This window comes from Denitromonas iodatirespirans, from assembly GCF_018524365.1.
Lineage (GTDB): Bacteria > Pseudomonadota > Gammaproteobacteria > Burkholderiales > Rhodocyclaceae > Nitrogeniibacter > Nitrogeniibacter iodatirespirans.
The window spans coordinates 1-15,683 of record NZ_JAEKFT010000017.1; the positions used below are offsets into that span (position 1 = coordinate 1).

Sequence of the window (15,683 nt, forward strand, 5' to 3'; positions counted from 1 at the left end):
GCGTTGGTGTCGGCACCGACGGTGTCGTTGGTGAGCACAGAGCCGGACACGGTGTTGACACCGTCTTCGGCGATCACGTTGGTGTCACCCACGGCCACCGGCACGGAGTCGGTGATCTGGATGTCGATCGAGTCGCTGACCGTCCGGCCGAGCGTATCGACCACCGACACGGAAATCGCATCGACGACCGGACCGGTGCTGTGATCTTGCACGTTGGGGTCGTAGCTGTAGCTGACGGTACCGGTGGTGGCGTCGTAGCCGGTCAGCACCAAGGTGCCTTCACCGGTGTTGATGCTGACCGGGGTAGTGCCCAGGGCATTGAGTTCGGCCACGGTAACCGTCGTCCCGTCCAACGTGATCGCGCTCAGGCCGGCCGGTGCCGTCAGCGTAAAGCTGGCGTTGGTGGGGCCGGCACTTTCGGCAATCGTTGAGTCGGTGGTGTTGAGCGCGCCGTCGGTGTCGGGGATGCTCACGGTCGGGGCGGGCGGGACGACATCCGACGTCGTTGCCGCAGCAGCCTCGTCGGCCGAGCCGCCATCGAAGACGAACGGGGGTTCGATCTGCGCCGAGCCGAACTCGAAGGACAGCGGATCGACGCCTTCGGTGATGCGCAGCAGGCGCACGAAGCTGTTGCCTTCGCCGCCGGCACCGCCGGCCAGACCGGCGGCCGGGGCTTCGAGGGCGTCGTCGATGTCACCGCCCTGGTTGATGGCCTGGATCACCTGGTCGATCGTGGCGTCTCCCACGGCCGCTTCCTGCGGCGTCGGGCGGGTGGTGTCGGACAGATCGGCGGTGATGGCCACGGTTTCGTTCGGCTGCACGTCGAGCAACTGACCATCGCTGGTGGCCAGTTCGACCTTGCCGCCGTCGCGGGTGATGACGACCTCGCCTTCGTACAGGGCGTCGCCCGGCTTGAGCACGCGCAGTTCGCCTTCGGCGTTGCGGGCATAGGCGTAACCGATGACGGCCACGACGGTTGCGATGGGTTGGTTGCTTGCCATTTTTGTTCTCCGCTGAGCCGGCGCGCGGCCGACCGACACTGATTCGATACTGCGAGATTACGGCGGCCAGGCGACGGCGCCTATTGGACCGGTGGACAAGGGCAGCCGCCGCTCAGGCGGCGTGGTCGACCACGGCCGGCATGTGCTTGAGGGTCAGCACCAGTTGCAGGCGATCGCGTACGCCGAGTTTTTCGAAGGCGGCGCCGAGGTGGGCCTTGACCGTGCGCTCGGAGATGTCGAGCCGCCGGGCCACTTCCTTGTTGGTGGCGCCGCGTGCCACTTCGAGGGCGACATCCCGCTCGCGCGGGGTCAGCCGGTCGAAGCCGTCGACGGTGTCGGCTGGCGCCTCGCCGCTCAGGCGTGCGCTGGCGGCGCCCATGACGCGGCTCATCAACTCGGGCCCCAGCCACAGGCCGCCGTGCGTCACGGCCACCGCCACCTGCTGCAGCATCGCGGGCGTGGCATGGCTGTGGCAGTAGCCGCGGGCGCCGAGGGCGATGGCGAGCATGGCGTCTTCCTGGCGGGGCGTGGGCGAGAGCACCACCACCGGCGTGCCCGGCCATGCCGCGATGGCGTCGGCCACTGCCCGCGCGTCGAGCGGCTGCTGCGCCCACCACAACACGTCGGGCCGCTCGCCGCCGAGCGCGGTGCGTACCGTGGCATCGGGGAAGGCGGTGCGCCAGCGCGGGTTGAGCTGGCCGTTCGAGGCAATGAACAGGTGCTGGGTCATCGTTCGGTCAACGCATTGGCCTTGGCGCGCAAGACCGGTTTGAGCAGGTACGACAAGATGGTTTTCTTGCCGGTCAGGACATCCACTTGAGCCACCATGCCGGGAATGATCGGCAGGTTCTCACCCAGGCTGGATTCGGTGGTGCGCACACGCACGATGTAGAAGGCGTTGCCGCGATCATCGACCACGGTATCGGCGCCGATTTGCTCCACGGTGGCCTTGAGGCCGCCATAGATGGAAAAGTCGTAGGCGGTGAATTTGACCTCGGCCGGCTGCCCGGGGCGCAGAAAGGCGATGTCCTTGGGATTGATCTTGGCCTCGAGCAGCAGCGCTTCGTCGAGCGGCACCACCTCGGCCACCTCCTTGCCCGGCTGCACCACCCCGCCGACGGTGTTGACCAGCAACCGCTTGACCGTGCCGCGCATGGGCGATTTGACCTCGGCATGCTTGACCCGGTCGACCAACGCCAGGCTGCCTTCGGACAAGCTGTTGAGCTTGGCGCGGGTGTCGGCCAGCTCGTTGCGGGCGGCGTTGCGGAAGGCCAGCTCCACGTCCTGGATATTGCGGTTGGCCTCGGCAATCGCCGACTGGATGCGGGCGATCTGGGCCGTGGCCTGATTGCGCTCGCCGCGCAGGCGGGCCACGTCCCGCTCCAGGCGCAGCAGCTCGACCTCGGACACCGCACCGGAGGCGAGCAGCGGCTTGGTCACGCTCAGCTCTTGCGACACCAGGTTGTAGGTCTGCGACGCCTGGGCCAGTCGCGCCTGGACTTCGACCAGCTCCTGGCTGCGCTGCGCCATCTGCTGGCGGGCGATGGCCAGTTCGCCGTCGAGCTTGGCCTGGCTCGACTCGTACAGCGCGCGCTCCTGCCCGATCAGGTCCGGCGCCGCCTTGGCCACTTCGGCGGGCGCCACGAAGGGCGTGCCGGCCGACAAGGCTTCGAGCCGCGCGGCCTTGGCCACCAGGGCAAAGTACTGTGCCCGGTTCTCGCGCAACGAGGAGACGAAGCGGGTCGGGTCGATACGCACCAAGGTCTGGCCGACATCGACGACATCGCCTTCCTTGACCAGGATCTCCTCGACCACCCCACCGTCGAAGGACTGCAACACTTGCAGCTGGCTGGAGGGAATCACCTTGCCTTCGCCGCGGGTCACTTCGTCGATTTCGGCAAAGCCGGCCCAGACGATCAGCAACACGAGCACCACCAGCGCCCCACGCAGCAGGGCTCTGGCGCGCAACGGCTCTTGCATCAGCACCGCGCGGTCGGCGTCGCCGCTCCAGTCCACATCGGTCTCGCCCTGCTCGGGCACCAGCCGGCCGAAGAGGCGATCGAGCAGCGGGCGGGTGCGGGCCGAGACGGCGTTGGAGACATCGCCGATCTGTTTGAATTGCTTGGCGTCGAGGGGGTTCATGCAGCCCTCCCGATGCGGCCCTGCCGCAAGGCTTCGACCACTTGGGCCTTGGGTCCGTCGGCGACGATCTTGCCGCCGTCGACCACGATGATGCGATCGACCAGCTCCAGCAACGAGGTGCGGTGGGTGATGACGATCATCGTCTTGCCGGGGGTACTGTGGCGCAGCTGCTGCTTCACATATTCTTCGCTGGAATGGTCCATCGAGCCGGTCGGCTCGTCCATCAGCAAAATGGGTGGATCGTTGATCAGCGCGCGGGCGATCGCCACGCCCTGGCGCTGGCCGCCGGAGAGCGATTCGCCACGCTCGCCCACCAGCATGTCGAAGCCTTTCGGATGGCTGTTGACGAATTCGGCGATGCCGGCCAGTTCGGCGGCGCGCACCACGTCGGCATCGTCGGCGTCGCGCGAGGCGATGGTGAGGTTGTCGCGCAGGCTGCCGTAGAAGAGCGTTACGTCCTGCGGCACATAGCCCACATGGCGGCGCAGCTCGGCCGGGTCGAGCTGGCGCAGGTCGATGCCGTCGATCAGCACCGCGCCTTCGGTGGGCCGGTAGAGGCCGAGGATCAGCTTGTGTAGCGTGGTCTTGCCGGAACCGACCCGCCCGAGGATCGCCACCCGCTCGCCCGGCTCGATGCGCAGCGACACATTGCGCAGCGCCTCGACCTCCTGGCCCGGATAGACGAAATGCACATCCTTGAATTCGATGCGCCCGACGAAGTTCTGCCGGCTGACGAAGCTCGAATCGTCCGGCCGCTCGACCGGACGCGAGAGGATCTCATCCAGTGAGGTGAGCGCCGTCGCGGCGTTGTGATACTGGGTCAGCAGGCCGGCCACCTGGCCGATCGGCGCCAGTGCACGCGACGACAGCATCGAGCAGGCGATCAGGCCGCCCATGCTCAGCTCGCCGTTGCCGATCAGATAGACGCCGAGAACGATGATCGCCACGTTGGTGGTCTGCTGCACCCACATCGCGCCGTTCATGGTCGAGGCCGACAGCAGGCGCAGCTGCGCACTGGTGCGCGCCAGGAACACCGCGCTCTGCTCCCACTTGCGCTGCATGTGGCCCTCGCAACCGAGCGCCTTGACCGCCTCGAGGCCGACCAGGCTCTCGACCAGCGTGGCGTTGCGCAGGGCACCGGCGCGGTAGGTGGTCTCGGACAGCTCGTGCATGCGGCTTTGCACCGTCATTGCATACAGCAGCACGATCAGCACGCCGAGGACGATGGGGATGACCATCGGCCAGGCGATCCAGCCGATCACCACCACGAAAATCACCGCGAAGGGCAGATCGACGAAGGCATTGACCGTGGCCGATGTGATGAAGTCGCGCACCGTTTCGAAGGAGCGCAGATTGGCGGCGAAGGAGCCGGCCGACACCGGCCGTTGCTCCATCTGGATGCCCAGCACCCGCTCCATGATGTAGGCCGACAACTTGACGTCCACCCGGTTGCCGGCCAGATCGATGAAGTAGCCGCGCATGGTGCGCAGCATCAGGTCGGCCACCATCACAATGGCCACCCCCGCTGCCAGCATCCACAGGGTTTCGATCGCGTTGTTCGGCACCACACGGTCGTACACGTTCATGGTGAACATGGGCAGCGCGATGGCGAAGAGGTTAATCATCAGCGCCGCGACCAACACATCGCGATACAGCGGCCGGTTGTCGTGGATCGCGCCCCAGAACCAGTGGCGGTGCCGGGCCTTGCCCACCTCGGGGGTGCGCGCGTCGAAGCGGAAGCGCGGACGCGCAAAGATGGCATGGCCGGCATAGCGAGCGAGCAGGTCCGCGCGCGGCAGCAGCGCTTCGGCCTCGCCCAGATCGGGGAAGATCACCCGTGCGGCGGCGCCATCCTCGCTCCAGCCGAGCAGCACGCAGGCCTGCTCGTCGGCAAGGATCAGCACCACCGGGAACAGCGCAGGGTTGAGCGCGTCGAGGGATCGGCGCACCACGTTCGAGGCCAAGCCGGCGCGGCGCGCGGCGCGCTCGAACAGCGACGGCGTCAGCCGGTGATCGACCAGCGGCAGACCGGCCGTGGCCGCATCGCGCGTCAGCGTGCACCCATGGGCGCGGGCCACCACCAGCAGGCATTCGAGCAAGGCGTCCGGCCGCGGAGTGTCCTGCGGCGGTTCGGGAGCCGGCGCGGCGGCGGGTGCCACCGCGATCACGGGTTCAGCCTGCAAAGCGTCGTTGTCAGTCATGTCATCCTGTCGCAGTTCCCGGCCAACGGGACGGAAGGCGTTTCACGCAGAGGGTAACGGCATCGATCGCCCCAACTTGAAGCCAAACGCCAAGAAGGGCGCCGGTTCGCATGATAGCCGGCCACATCACCCTGCCGGGCATCCTGCGGAGGAAGTTTGCAAATTCCCGGAACCGATTTCGTGCTTAGCACTCGAAGCATGCGAGTGCTAACATAGGCACAAATTTTTGGGAGGACATTGTCGATGACGCACACTTTGTCGCTACCGGTCCCGACCACGGTCGGCAGCATCGATCAGTACATTCAGTTCGCCAACCGCATCCCGCTCCTCACCGAGCAGGAAGAACAGACCTACGCCCGCCGCTTCCAGGACGAAGGCGATCTGGACGCGGCCCGCGAGTTGGTGCTCTCGCACCTGCGCCTGGTGGTTGCCATTGCCCGCGGTTACCTCGGCTACGGCCTGCCGCATGCCGACCTGATCCAGGAAGGCAACATCGGCCTGATGAAGGCGGTCAAGCGTTTCGACCCGCGCCGCGGCGTGCGCTTGGTGTCCTTCGCCATCCACTGGATCAAGGCCGAGATCCACGAATACATCCTGAAGAACGCGCGTCTGGTCAAGGTGGCCACCACCAAGGCCCAGCGCAAGCTGTTCTTCAACCTGCGCGGCCTCAAGAAAGACCGCAACGCCCTGAGCCCCGACGATGTCTCGGTGGTGGCGGCGCAGCTGGGCGTGAAGCCCGAAGAAGTCGTCGAAATGGAAACCCGCCTGGGTGGCCAGGACGTGCCGCTCGACGGCGGCCGCGACGACGATGACGAGCACTTCGCCCCGATCGCCTATCTGCGCGACCCGTCGGCCGAGCCGAGCGAGTTGCTGGCCAATGCCGAGCAGGCGCAGCTGCAGAGCGACGGGCTGGTCAACGCCATGGCCGCGCTGGACGAGCGCAGCCGGCGCATCATCACCGCGCGCTGGCTGACCGGCGACGACGGCAAGGCCGCCACGCTACACGAGCTGGCCGACGAATACGGCGTGTCGGCCGAGCGCATTCGCCAGATCGAAGCCAAGGCGCTCAAGCAGATGCGCGGCGAGTTGGCGGCGCTGGCCTGATCGCAGCCGGCCTGAAGCAAAACAAGGGCGACCCGCGGGTCGCCCTTTTTCATGCGCTCAGCGCGCGCCCGGTGCCGACAGGCGCTTGACCCCCGCCACGAAACGCTTGAGCGTGGGCGACAGCTCGCCACGCGGAATGGTCACGTCGATCAGCTGGAAACGCCCGCGCGTGGCCACCGCCTGCTCCAGCGCGGCCGCCAGTTCGGCCCGGGTGTCGACCCGCACACCGTCGCCGCCCAGGCCTGCGGCCATGCCGGCAAAATCCCAGGCGCTCAGGTCGTTGAAGGACGACTCCGGCTGGAAGGTGCGCAGCATCTCCCAGGATCGGTTGTTGAACACCAGCACGATCGGGTCCCAGCCGAAGCGGCAGCAGTTGCCCAGCTCCCAGCCCGTCATCTGGAAGGCGCCGTCGCCCACCAGGATCAGGGGGCGCTCGCCGGTCGCCGCCTGCAGACCCAACCCGGCCGGCACGCCAAAGCCCATGGTGGCGTAGTAGCCCGGGGCCACCAGCGCCTGGTGGGCGATTTCCATGGCGGTGAACATGCAGTCGCCCATGTCGGCGGCGATCGGCATCACGCCGTGGCGGGCCATCAGGTCATTGATGCCGCGCGCGATATCGCCCGGCACGATCGGCGCGTCATCGGCCACCATCCCGTGCGGATAGCTCGGCGGCGCCAGCGTGGGCATCTGCCGGGCCGCCGGCGCGCGCTCCAGCAAGCGGCGCACCACCTGCCCCAACGGCAGATGCGCATAGGTGTGATAGCCCAGCGTGACCTCGCCGTCGCAGGCATGGATCGCCTTGCGCAGGTCGATCTGCCGCGCCGACACGCCGAAGTTGGTGTCCGACACCAGCACGCCGAGCATCAACAGCGCGTCCGAATCCTCGACCAGCGCGGTCACCGCCTCGTCGCCGGCCACGCCCAGATAGGTGCCGGCCAACGGCGCATCATGCCCGGCCAGCAGGCCGCGACCGAGAATGCTGGTGACGACCGGAATCCCCAGCTGGCGTGCCAGGGCCGCCACCTGCGCCTCCAGGTCGAAGCGCCGCACCTCGACGCCGACCATCAGCACCGGCCGCTCGGCCGCGGCCAGCCGCGCCAGGATCTCGTCGGTGCAGGCATCCAGCGCCGCCGGGTCGACAGCCGGCGCCCCCAGTGCCACCACCGGCTCGCAGGGCTCGGCCACCATGTCGCGCGGCAGCTCGATGTACACCGGCCGCGACTCGCGCAGACAGCTGGCCAGCACCCGCGCGATCTCGGCCGGCGCGGTGCGGGCGTCGGTCAGGCGGGCTTGGTCACAGGTGATTTCCTGGTAGATGGCGAACTGCGAATCCAGGGTTTTGGCCTGGTGGTGAAGCAGCAGGCCGGTGCTCGCCTCGCCCTTGCCCGGTGCCCCCGAGATCACCACCACGGGCGATTTTTCGGCATAGGCACCAGCCACCGGGTTGACCATGTTGAGCGCACCGGCGCCGTAGGTGACGGCCGCCACCGACAACGTGCTGCGAATCCGCGCCGAGGCATCGGCGGCAAAGCCGACGCCCGGCTCATGGCTGAGGGTGTACAGCGGCAGGATGCCGGCGTTCTCGATCTCGCGGAAGAACGGCAGGGCGAAATCGCCGGGGATGCCGAACACCTCACGGGCGCCGTGCGCCTTGAGCGCCGACAGCAGGACTTGGGACAGATTCATGGCGAAGCTCCGGGACAGAAATGCGCCCAGATTACGGCTTAGCCCAATCCAATGATTGCGTTACACGCCCCCACTTTGGCAGATCCTGCCCCGACTCATCCTTCGGCCAACAAGGTCTTGATGTCCTCGGCGATGTCCGGCGCAGCGGCCCCGTGCTTCACATAGAGGCGCAGACGGCCTTGCGGGTCGAAGACATAGGTACCGGCCGAGTGGTCGATGGTGTAGTTGGGGCCGTCGGTATCGCCGCTCTTGCGGTAGAACACCTTGAAGTCCTTGGCCACCGCGGCGGTGGTGTCCATGTCGCCGAACAGGCCGAGGAAGCGCGGATCGAAGGCCGGCACATACTCGGCCAGCAGGGCCTGGGTATCGCGCTCGGGATCGACCGTCATGAACAGCACCTGCGTGCGCTCGGCGTCGGGGCCGAGCAGGCGCATGACCTCGCTCATCGTGAGCAGGTTGGTCGGGCACACGTCCGGACACTGGGTGAAGCCGAAGAACAGCGTCACCACCTTGCCCTTGAAATCGGCCAGTGTGCGCGGCTTGCCGGTGTGGTCGGTGAGCGAAAAGCCTTTGCCGTAATCGGCACCGGTGATGTCGGTGTTGTGAAAGCTTTTGGGCGGTTCGGCGGGACTGCAGGCGGTCACCGCGAGCGCGGCGACCACCAGGAGGATTCGAAGCATCGTGGCCTCATCAATAGGGCAGGTAGTGATCCACCAGCAAGGCGGCAAACAGCGATGATAGGTACACGATGGAGTAGCGGAAAGTCTGTTGCGACAATTTGTCGCTGTAATCCACGTACAGGCGCCAGGCATAGCGCAGGAAGGCCGCGCCCAGCACCACCGCCGCCGCCAGATAGGCAATGCCGCTCATGCGCGTGGCAAAAGGCAGCAAGGTGACGGCGAACAGGATGCAGGTGTAGAGCAGCACCGACAGCCGGGTATAGCGCGAGCCGTGCGTCACGGGCAGCATGGGCAGGCCGGCGCGCGCGTAGTCGGCGCTGCGGTACAAGGCCAGCGCCCAGAAGTGCGGCGGCGTCCAGGCAAAGATGATGAGGAACAGCAGCAAGGCATCGCTGCTCACTTCACCGGTCACCGCGGCCCAGCCGAGCACCGGCGGCATCGCGCCGGATGCGCCGCCGATGACGATGTTCTGCGGCGTGCGCGGCTTGAGAAAGACGGTGTAGACCACCGCGTAGCCGACGAAAGTGGCCAGCGTGAGCCACATCGTCAGCGGATTGACGCCGTGGTAGAGCAGCACCAGCCCGGCGCCGCCGAGCAGCAGCGAAAACACCAGGGTTTCGGCCGAGCTCAGTTCGCCGCGCGGCAGGGGCCGCGCCCGGGTGCGCGCCATGCGCGCATCGATCTGCTGTTCGATGAGACAGTTCATGGCCGCCGCCGCACCGGCCACGCAGGCAATGCCGATCGTGGCGAGCAACACCACCTGCGCCGAGGGCAGCCCCTCGGGCACGGCGAGGAACATGCCGATGATGGCGCAGAAGACGATCAGCGTATTGACCCGCGGCTTGGTCAGCACATAGAAGTGCCGCAACCGGCGCCAGGTATCCGAGCGGTCAAGCGTAAGCGTTTTCATGGGGATTCCCTCGCACGGCACGCCATGCCCGTTCGGGCATCAGGCGCGCATTGATCAACACCATCACCAACAACAACAGCGCTGCACCGGCGTTGTGCGCCACCGCCAGCGGCAGCGGCAGACTCAGCGCCACGTTGGCAATGCCCAGGCCGACCTGGCCGGACAGCATCAGCAGCAACAGCATCGCCATCGATCCGAACCCCTGCCGCAGCAGCCCGATCACCAGCAGCAGGCCAACGATGGCAGTCGCCACCGCACCGAGCCGGTGTGCCCAGTGAATGGCCGTCAGCGCTTCGTGCGAGAGCAGATCGCCGGTGGCGGTCATGCCCAACTCACGCACCACGTGAAAGGCGTTGCCGACATCCATGCTCGGCCACCAGCTGCCGTGACAGGTCGGGAAATCGGTGCAGGCCAGAGCCGCGTAGTTGGTGCTGGTCCAGCCGCCGAGCACGATCTGGCCGACGACCAGCAACAGCGCGAATCGCGCCAGACGGACCAGGCCCGGCGAGGCAAAGCGCCGCCGCACCCCCGTCGCCCGGATGGCCAGCAAGGCCAGCAGTGCCAGGGTGGTCAGCCCGCCAATCAGGTGGCCGGTGACGATCGCCGGTTTGAGTAGCAGCGTGACGGTCCATTTGCCCAACAAGCCCTGGAAGATGACGACGCCGACCAGCAGGACCGCAATGCAGGGGCGCACGTCGGGATCACGACGATTCCGCAAAGCCAGCGCCGCGATCACCAGGATGATGAAGCCGAGCGTGGCCGCCAGGTAGCGGTGGATCATTTCCTTCCAGGCCTTGGGCAGCGATACCGGCCCGCCGGGCTGCGCCGACTCGGCCTCGGCGATGTGCTCGGCCGCATGGGCCGGCGTCGCCTTGCCGTAGCAGCCCGGCCAGTCCGGGCACCCCAGACCGGCGTCCGACAGGCGCACATAGGCACCGAACACCACCACGACCAGGGTCAGCAGCAGGGCGAGGATGACAAGGCGGCGATACCCATCGGCCCGCGGGGAAGCCCCGAGGGCAGGCGCGCCCCCCGACGGGGACTGCGAGCGAAGCGAGCGTGGGGAGCCCAATGTCATCAGCTGACCTGCGAATACTTGAGAAGCCGCGCCAGATCCTTGACCATGCCTTTCGGATCGAGCTCGGCCGGATAGCGCATCATCACCTGCCCGCGCGGGTCCGCCAGCCATACCTGCGCCACGGTGTCGCCGTCGAGCTGCTCGAGCCAGGGGCCTTCGGCCCGCGCCACCACGAGCTCCGGGTGCTCGGCCAGCAGCGCGGCATCGGGCGCGCCACCATCGGTCAGCAACCAGACACGGGCCACGCGCGTGGCCTCCTGCGCCTGTGCCGTGCGCACCTGGCGGGTGAAATACAAGGCCTGCTGGCAGGCGGCATCGCACGCGGCGGGGGCCACCACCACATAGGTCCAGAAGCCCTTGATGTCGTCCCGGGCAAACGCGCCGCCGTCCGGCGTGGCCAGCGCACCGTCCGGCAGCGGCGTCGGCGTCACCAGCGTGCCGTAGTTGCTGCGGCCACTGGGCGGCCAGACATAGAACGCCAGATACGATGCCACCACCGGCAGCACACACACTGCGATCAGGGCGGCCAGCGTCAGTCGGGCCTTACGCGTCATCTTGGCTGCTGCCATCGTGCCTCCAGCGTCGCCATCCAAACCATCCACACAGCCCCGCCGACAAGGCGGCAAGGCCAAACCATTGCACCGCATACCCGCGGTGTCGATCGACGCCAAGATCAGGGCGCGGCCAATCGCGGATCAAGCCGTCGGACGACGGATCGGTCTGCTCGACCACCACATCCGCCACCGCAATCCCGGTTTGCGCCCGGTAGGCAGCCAGATCCAGATACTGCCAGCGCGCGCCCTCGCTCGGCGTATCCGCCAGCGAGTAGGGTTTCGCCTCAGGACGACGGACCCGCCCACTGACGAACACCTCTCCCTCCGGCGTCCGTACCGACGGCAACACGGTCCGGTCGCGCCCGGCTGCCAGCCAACCCCGCTTGACCAGCACCCGCCGACCGTCTTCGGTCTGTAGCGGCGTGAGCAGCTGGTAGCCCGGTTGCCCGTGGTGAACCCGGTTGTCGAGGTAGATCGACCCCGCCGTCAGCCAGTGCCCCGTGAGGCGTACGGCCTGCCATTCTTCCGGCGCCGCGGCCAGCACGGTCATCGGCGCCTCGGCCTCGGCGGCCATGCGTTCGCCCAGCGCCAGCTTCTCCTCGGCCCGCCGAGTCTGCCACAGGCCCAACTGGACGGTCAGAACGCAGACGAGAACGCCCACCAGATAGGGCACCACGTCCTTGACCCGCATGCCGCTCATCCCGCGCAGCGGATGGCTGGGCTACACTGGACCGACATTTCAGCGGAGCCGCCCATGCGCATCGTCGTCGTACTTTTTCTGATCGCCATCCTCGTCAGCCTGGGCTCGGCGCTCACCTTCCTGTTGCGCGACAAGGGGCGCGGGCCACGCGTGGTACGCGCGCTGACGCTGCGGATCGGGCTGTCGATCGGGTTGTTTCTGCTACTCATGATCGGCTTTGCGACCGGCTTCATCCCCGGTCGCCTGTAGCCCAACACTCACAGCCAGTACACCACCACGAACAGCAGCAGCCAGACCACATCGACGAAGTGCCAGTACCACGCCGCCGCTTCGAAGGCGAAGTGGTGGTCTTTGGTGAAGTGGCCGGCCATCACGCGGAACAGCATCACCAGCAGCATGATCGCGCCGATCGTCACATGCAGGCCGTGGAAGCCGGTCATCATGTAGAAGGTCGAGCCGTAGATGCCGGAGGTGAGCTTCAGGTTCATCTCCGAGTAGGCATGCATGTACTCGTAGACCTGAAACCCCATGAACAGCGCGCCGAGCAGCACGGTCAACAACAGACCGAGTTTGAGCTGGGTGCGGTTGTCTTTCATCATGCCCCAGTGGGCCCAGGTCAGGGTCGCACCGGAGGTCAGCAGGATCAGGGTGTTGAGCGCCGGAATGCCCCAGGCTTCCATCGGCGAGAAGGCATCGGCGCCATACGGCCCGGCGGTCGGCCACACGCCCTGGAAGCCGCTCCACAACACACTCTCGTTCTCGCCGCTGCCGAGCGCAGGGACAGAGATCACCCGGACATAGAACAGCACGCCGAAGAAGGCGGCGAAGAACATCACCTCGGAGAAGATGAACCAGCCCATGCTCCAGCGGAAGGACGCGTCAACGTTCTTGCCGTACTTGCCGCTTTCGGACTCGCGGATCACCTGGCCGAACCAGCCGAACAGCATGTAGATCAGCGTCGCCACGCCGACCAGCAACACCTCCGGCCCGGGACCGACATGGTTGAGCCACATCACGGCGCCGGCACCGATACACAACAGCGCGAAGGAGCCGAAGATGGGGAACTTCGACGGCTCTGGTACGAAGTACTTCTCGATTGTCGGACTCATGTTGAAGTCTCCGATCAGTTAATTCGGCGGCCGCCCTCAGGCGCACCCCTTATTCACACACCCACCACGAATCTTACGAACGCCACGATACTCAGCACGAACACCACCCCTGCCAGCACTCCGGCCACGATCACCGCTTTCGGATCGAGCGAGGTCGCGTCGTCCTTGTAGTGGCGGCGTTTGCGGATGCCGACGAACGACCACAGCACGGCCCGCAAGGTGGCCCAGAACCCGGCCCGGGGCGCCTGGGCCATCACCCCTGCCCCCCGTTGCCGGCGCGCTGCACCTGCGTTCCGGCCACCTCGAAGAAGGTGTAGGACAAAGTGATCGTGTGCACATCGTCCGGCAGCTTCGGGTCCACCACGAAAAGCACCGGCATGGTGCGAGTCTCACCCGCGGCCAGGGTCTGCTGCTCGAAACAGAAGCAGTTGACCTTCTTGAAATAACTCCCGGCGATCTGGGGCCCGTAGCTTGGCACCGCCTGCCCGGTGACGGGCACATCGCGCGTGTTGGTCACCTCGTAGGCCACCTGCACCAGCTGGCCCGGATGGACATCGACCGAAGTCTGCAAGGGCCGGAAACGCCACGCCAGATCATGCGTGTTGGCGTCGAACTCGATGACCAGGCGCCGGGTTTCGTCGACCTGCGTGTTCTCCACATCGTCGGGCTGGAGAATGTTGCGCAGGCCGGTGACCTGGCAGATGGCCTCGTAGAAAGGCACCAGCGCAAAGCCGAATCCGAACATCGCCACCGCCGCGATGCCCAAGCGCATCAACAGCCGCCGGTTGTCGTCGGCGCGCGTGCTCATGCCCCCAGCCATCCCGTCTTCACCATGATCGCGAAGAAGAACGTCAGCGCCACCAGAAGCAGCAGCAGCGCCGTACGAAGATTCTTCCCCTTGGCCATGGCGAGCCCGATCACTTGACGACCGGCGGCGTCTCGAAGGTGTGGTAGGGCGCCGGCGACGGCACCGTCCACTCCAGCCCCTCGGCGCCTTCCCACGGGCTGGCGGCCGCCTTCTTGCCCCCCCGCACGCACTTGACCACTGCGACGATGAAGATCAGTTGCGACAGGCCGAAACCAAAGGCCCCGATACTGGCCAGTGCATTGAAGTCCGCAAACTGCAGGGCGTAGTCCGGAATGCGCCGCGGCATGCCGGCCAGCCCCAGGAAGTGCATCGGGAAGAAGGTGATGTTGAAGAAGATGATCGATGCCCAGAAGTGGAGCTTGCCGATCCCTTCCGGATACATGTGGCCGGTCCACTTCGGCAGCCAGTAGTAGGCCCCGGCAAACAGCGCAAACAGCGAGCCGGCCACCAGCACGTAATGGAAGTGGGCCACCACGTAATAGGTGTCCTGCACCTGGATGTCGATCGGCGCGATGGCGCAGATCAGCCCGGTGAAACCGCCCATGGTGAACACGAAGATGAAACCCGTGGCCCACAGCATCGGCGTCTCGAAGGTCATCGAGCCGCGCCACATGGTGGCCACCCAGTTGAACACCTTCACGCCGGTAGGCACGGCAATCAGCATGGTCGCGTACATGAAGAACAGCTGCGTCGCCGCCGGCATGCCGGTGGTGAACATGTGGTGCGCCCACACCACGAAGGACAGAATGGCGATCGAGGCGGTGGCGTAGACCATCGATGCATAGCCAAACAAGGGCTTGCGCGCGAAGGTCGGGATGATCTGACTGACAATGCCGAAGGCCGGCAAAATCATGATGTACACCTCGGGGTGCCCGAAGAACCAGAACACGTGCTGGTAGAGCACAGGGTCACCGCCGCCCGCCGCATTGAAGAAGGCGGTGCCGAAGTGGCGATCGGTCAGGATCATGGTCACCGCGCCGGCCAGCACCGGCATCACGGCGATCAGCAGGTAGGCGGTGATCAGCCATGTCCAGCAGAACAGCGGCATTTTCATCATGGTCATGCCGGGCGCACGCATGTTGAGGATGGTGACGACGATGTTGATCGCCCCCATGATCGAGCTGATCCCCATGATGTGCACGGCGAAGATGGTCAGGTCCATGCCCATGCCCATCTGCACCGACAGCGGAGCGTACAGCGTCCAGCCCGCGGCGGTCGCCCCGCCCGGCACGAAGAACGAGCCGATCAGCAGGATCGCGGCCACCGGCAGCAACCAGAAGCTCCAGTTGTTCATGCGCGCGAAGGCCATGTCGGAGGCGCCGATCATCAGCGGCAGCATCCAGTTGGCGAAGCCGACGAAGGCCGGCATGATCGCGCCGAACACCATCACCAGACCGTGCATGGTGGTGAGCTGGTTGAAGAACTCGGGCTGCACGATCTGCAGACCCGGTTGAAACAGTTCGGCCCGGATCGTCAGCGCCATCACCCCTCCGGAGAGGAACATGATGAAGCTGAAGATCAAGTACATCGTGCCGATGTCCTTGTGGTTCGTGGTGGTGATCCAGCGCATCAGCCCGCCCGGGGCGTGATGATGGTGATCGTCATGCAGTTGATCCGGGGTGACAGCAGACATGCAGCCTCCTCCTACCT

At 66.3% G+C, this 15,683-nt stretch carries 17 protein-coding genes; 2 read left to right on the top strand and 15 right to left on the bottom strand.

Annotated features, from left to right (window positions below):
• From I8J34_RS14765 to I8J34_RS14780, 4 genes are all read right to left on the bottom strand, one after another.
• A partial coding sequence (locus I8J34_RS14765) for a retention module-containing protein (RefSeq protein ID WP_214362391.1) occupies positions 1-1,001 on the bottom strand: 1,001 nt, incomplete at its 3' end.
• Between the two features lie 112 nt (positions 1,002-1,113).
• On the bottom strand, positions 1,114-1,731 hold the full coding sequence (locus I8J34_RS14770) for a response regulator transcription factor (protein ID WP_214362392.1): 618 nt from the start codon (positions 1,729-1,731) through the stop codon (positions 1,114-1,116).
• Positions 1,728-3,143 (bottom strand): HlyD family type I secretion periplasmic adaptor subunit, encoded by a 1,416-nt coding sequence (locus I8J34_RS14775; protein ID WP_214362393.1) that lies wholly within the window; start codon positions 3,141-3,143, stop codon positions 1,728-1,730. The genes I8J34_RS14770 and I8J34_RS14775 overlap by 4 nt, the downstream gene beginning before the upstream one ends.
• Positions 3,140-5,344 (bottom strand): type I secretion system permease/ATPase, encoded by a 2,205-nt coding sequence (locus I8J34_RS14780; RefSeq protein WP_214362394.1) that lies wholly within the window; start codon positions 5,342-5,344, stop codon positions 3,140-3,142. Before I8J34_RS14780 ends, I8J34_RS14775 begins: the two co-directional genes overlap by 4 nt.
• 243 nt (positions 5,345-5,587) lie before the next feature.
• Here I8J34_RS14780 and rpoH point away from each other — a divergent pair, with 243 nt between their 5' ends.
• Entirely contained in the window at positions 5,588-6,448 is an 861-nt protein-coding gene (rpoH, locus tag I8J34_RS14785) for an RNA polymerase sigma factor RpoH (RefSeq protein ID WP_214362395.1), read from the top strand.
• A gap of 57 nt (positions 6,449-6,505) precedes the next feature.
• Here rpoH and ipdC read toward each other — a convergent pair whose 3' ends face one another.
• From ipdC to I8J34_RS14815, 6 genes are all read right to left on the bottom strand, one after another.
• Entirely contained in the window at positions 6,506-8,134 is a 1,629-nt protein-coding gene (gene ipdC, locus I8J34_RS14790; protein WP_214362396.1) for an indolepyruvate/phenylpyruvate decarboxylase, read from the bottom strand.
• Between the two features lie 95 nt (positions 8,135-8,229).
• The gene (locus I8J34_RS14795) at positions 8,230-8,814 is read right to left on the bottom strand and encodes an SCO family protein (protein ID WP_214362397.1); all 585 of its coding nucleotides are present in this window, start codon (positions 8,812-8,814) and stop codon (positions 8,230-8,232) included.
• Between the two features lie 10 nt (positions 8,815-8,824).
• On the bottom strand, positions 8,825-9,724 hold the full coding sequence (gene cyoE, locus I8J34_RS14800) for a heme o synthase (RefSeq protein WP_214362398.1): 900 nt from the start codon (positions 9,722-9,724) through the stop codon (positions 8,825-8,827).
• The gene (locus tag I8J34_RS14805) at positions 9,705-10,802 is read right to left on the bottom strand and encodes a COX15/CtaA family protein (RefSeq protein ID WP_214362399.1); all 1,098 of its coding nucleotides are present in this window, start codon (positions 10,800-10,802) and stop codon (positions 9,705-9,707) included. The genes cyoE and I8J34_RS14805 overlap by 20 nt, the downstream gene beginning before the upstream one ends.
• A complete protein-coding gene (locus I8J34_RS14810) occupies positions 10,802-11,356 on the bottom strand; it encodes a redox-active disulfide-containing membrane protein (protein WP_214362400.1) in 555 nt (184 codons plus the stop codon). Before I8J34_RS14810 ends, I8J34_RS14805 begins: the two co-directional genes overlap by 1 nt.
• Positions 11,346-12,047, bottom strand: a complete 702-nt coding sequence (locus tag I8J34_RS14815) for an SURF1 family protein (RefSeq protein ID WP_230411854.1) — start codon at positions 12,045-12,047, stop codon at positions 11,346-11,348. Before I8J34_RS14815 ends, I8J34_RS14810 begins: the two co-directional genes overlap by 11 nt.
• Before the next feature lie 63 nt (positions 12,048-12,110).
• On the opposite strand from I8J34_RS14815, the gene I8J34_RS14820 reads away from it, so the two are divergent.
• Complete coding sequence (locus tag I8J34_RS14820; RefSeq protein ID WP_214362402.1) at positions 12,111-12,305, top strand: twin transmembrane helix small protein; 195 nt, start codon at positions 12,111-12,113, stop codon at positions 12,303-12,305.
• 8 nt (positions 12,306-12,313) lie between these two features.
• On the opposite strand, the gene I8J34_RS14825 is transcribed toward I8J34_RS14820, so the two are convergent.
• Genes I8J34_RS14825 through ctaD form a run of 5 tightly spaced genes read right to left on the bottom strand, consistent with a single transcriptional unit; the run spans position 12,314 to position 15,666 of the window.
• On the bottom strand, positions 12,314-13,165 hold the full coding sequence (locus I8J34_RS14825) for a cytochrome c oxidase subunit 3 (RefSeq protein ID WP_214362403.1): 852 nt from the start codon (positions 13,163-13,165) through the stop codon (positions 12,314-12,316).
• A 53-nt stretch (positions 13,166-13,218) separates the two neighbouring features.
• Positions 13,219-13,419 (bottom strand): DUF2970 domain-containing protein, encoded by a 201-nt coding sequence (locus I8J34_RS14830; protein ID WP_214362404.1) that lies wholly within the window; start codon positions 13,417-13,419, stop codon positions 13,219-13,221.
• Positions 13,419-13,973 carry a cytochrome c oxidase assembly protein gene (locus tag I8J34_RS14835; protein ID WP_214362405.1) on the bottom strand — a complete coding sequence of 185 codons (555 nt, stop codon included), beginning with the start codon at positions 13,971-13,973 and terminating at the stop codon, positions 13,419-13,421. The genes I8J34_RS14830 and I8J34_RS14835 overlap by 1 nt, the downstream gene beginning before the upstream one ends.
• Positions 13,970-14,086 (bottom strand): cytochrome oxidase small assembly protein, encoded by a 117-nt coding sequence (locus I8J34_RS14840; RefSeq protein WP_214362406.1) that lies wholly within the window; start codon positions 14,084-14,086, stop codon positions 13,970-13,972. The genes I8J34_RS14835 and I8J34_RS14840 overlap by 4 nt, the downstream gene beginning before the upstream one ends.
• A complete protein-coding gene (gene ctaD, locus I8J34_RS14845) occupies positions 14,083-15,666 on the bottom strand; it encodes a cytochrome c oxidase subunit I (RefSeq protein WP_214362407.1) in 1,584 nt (527 codons plus the stop codon). The genes I8J34_RS14840 and ctaD overlap by 4 nt, the downstream gene beginning before the upstream one ends.
• Positions 15,667-15,683: the final 17 nt, after the last annotated feature.

Coding starts and splice junctions, on each gene's coding strand:
- I8J34_RS14770 (WP_214362392.1), bottom strand. CDS start 1,731: ATGACCCAGCACCTGTTCATTGCCTCGAACGGCCAGCTCAACCCGCGC.
- I8J34_RS14775 (WP_214362393.1), bottom strand. CDS start 3,143: ATGAACCCCCTCGACGCCAAGCAATTCAAACAGATCGGCGATGTCTCC.
- I8J34_RS14780 (WP_214362394.1), bottom strand. CDS start 5,344: ATGACTGACAACGACGCTTTGCAGGCTGAACCCGTGATCGCGGTGGCA.
- rpoH (WP_214362395.1), top strand. CDS start 5,588: ATGACGCACACTTTGTCGCTACCGGTCCCGACCACGGTCGGCAGCATC.
- ipdC (WP_214362396.1), bottom strand. CDS start 8,134: ATGAATCTGTCCCAAGTCCTGCTGTCGGCGCTCAAGGCGCACGGCGCC.
- I8J34_RS14795 (WP_214362397.1), bottom strand. CDS start 8,814: ATGCTTCGAATCCTCCTGGTGGTCGCCGCGCTCGCGGTGACCGCCTGC.
- cyoE (WP_214362398.1), bottom strand. CDS start 9,724: ATGAAAACGCTTACGCTTGACCGCTCGGATACCTGGCGCCGGTTGCGG.
- I8J34_RS14805 (WP_214362399.1), bottom strand. CDS start 10,802: ATGACATTGGGCTCCCCACGCTCGCTTCGCTCGCAGTCCCCGTCGGGG.
- I8J34_RS14810 (WP_214362400.1), bottom strand. CDS start 11,356: ATGACGCGTAAGGCCCGACTGACGCTGGCCGCCCTGATCGCAGTGTGT.
- I8J34_RS14815 (WP_230411854.1), bottom strand. CDS start 12,047: ATGCGGGTCAAGGACGTGGTGCCCTATCTGGTGGGCGTTCTCGTCTGC.
- I8J34_RS14820 (WP_214362402.1), top strand. CDS start 12,111: ATGCGCATCGTCGTCGTACTTTTTCTGATCGCCATCCTCGTCAGCCTG.
- I8J34_RS14825 (WP_214362403.1), bottom strand. CDS start 13,165: ATGAGTCCGACAATCGAGAAGTACTTCGTACCAGAGCCGTCGAAGTTC.
- I8J34_RS14830 (WP_214362404.1), bottom strand. CDS start 13,419: ATGGCCCAGGCGCCCCGGGCCGGGTTCTGGGCCACCTTGCGGGCCGTG.
- I8J34_RS14835 (WP_214362405.1), bottom strand. CDS start 13,973: ATGAGCACGCGCGCCGACGACAACCGGCGGCTGTTGATGCGCTTGGGC.
- ctaD (WP_214362407.1), bottom strand. CDS start 15,666: ATGTCTGCTGTCACCCCGGATCAACTGCATGACGATCACCATCATCAC.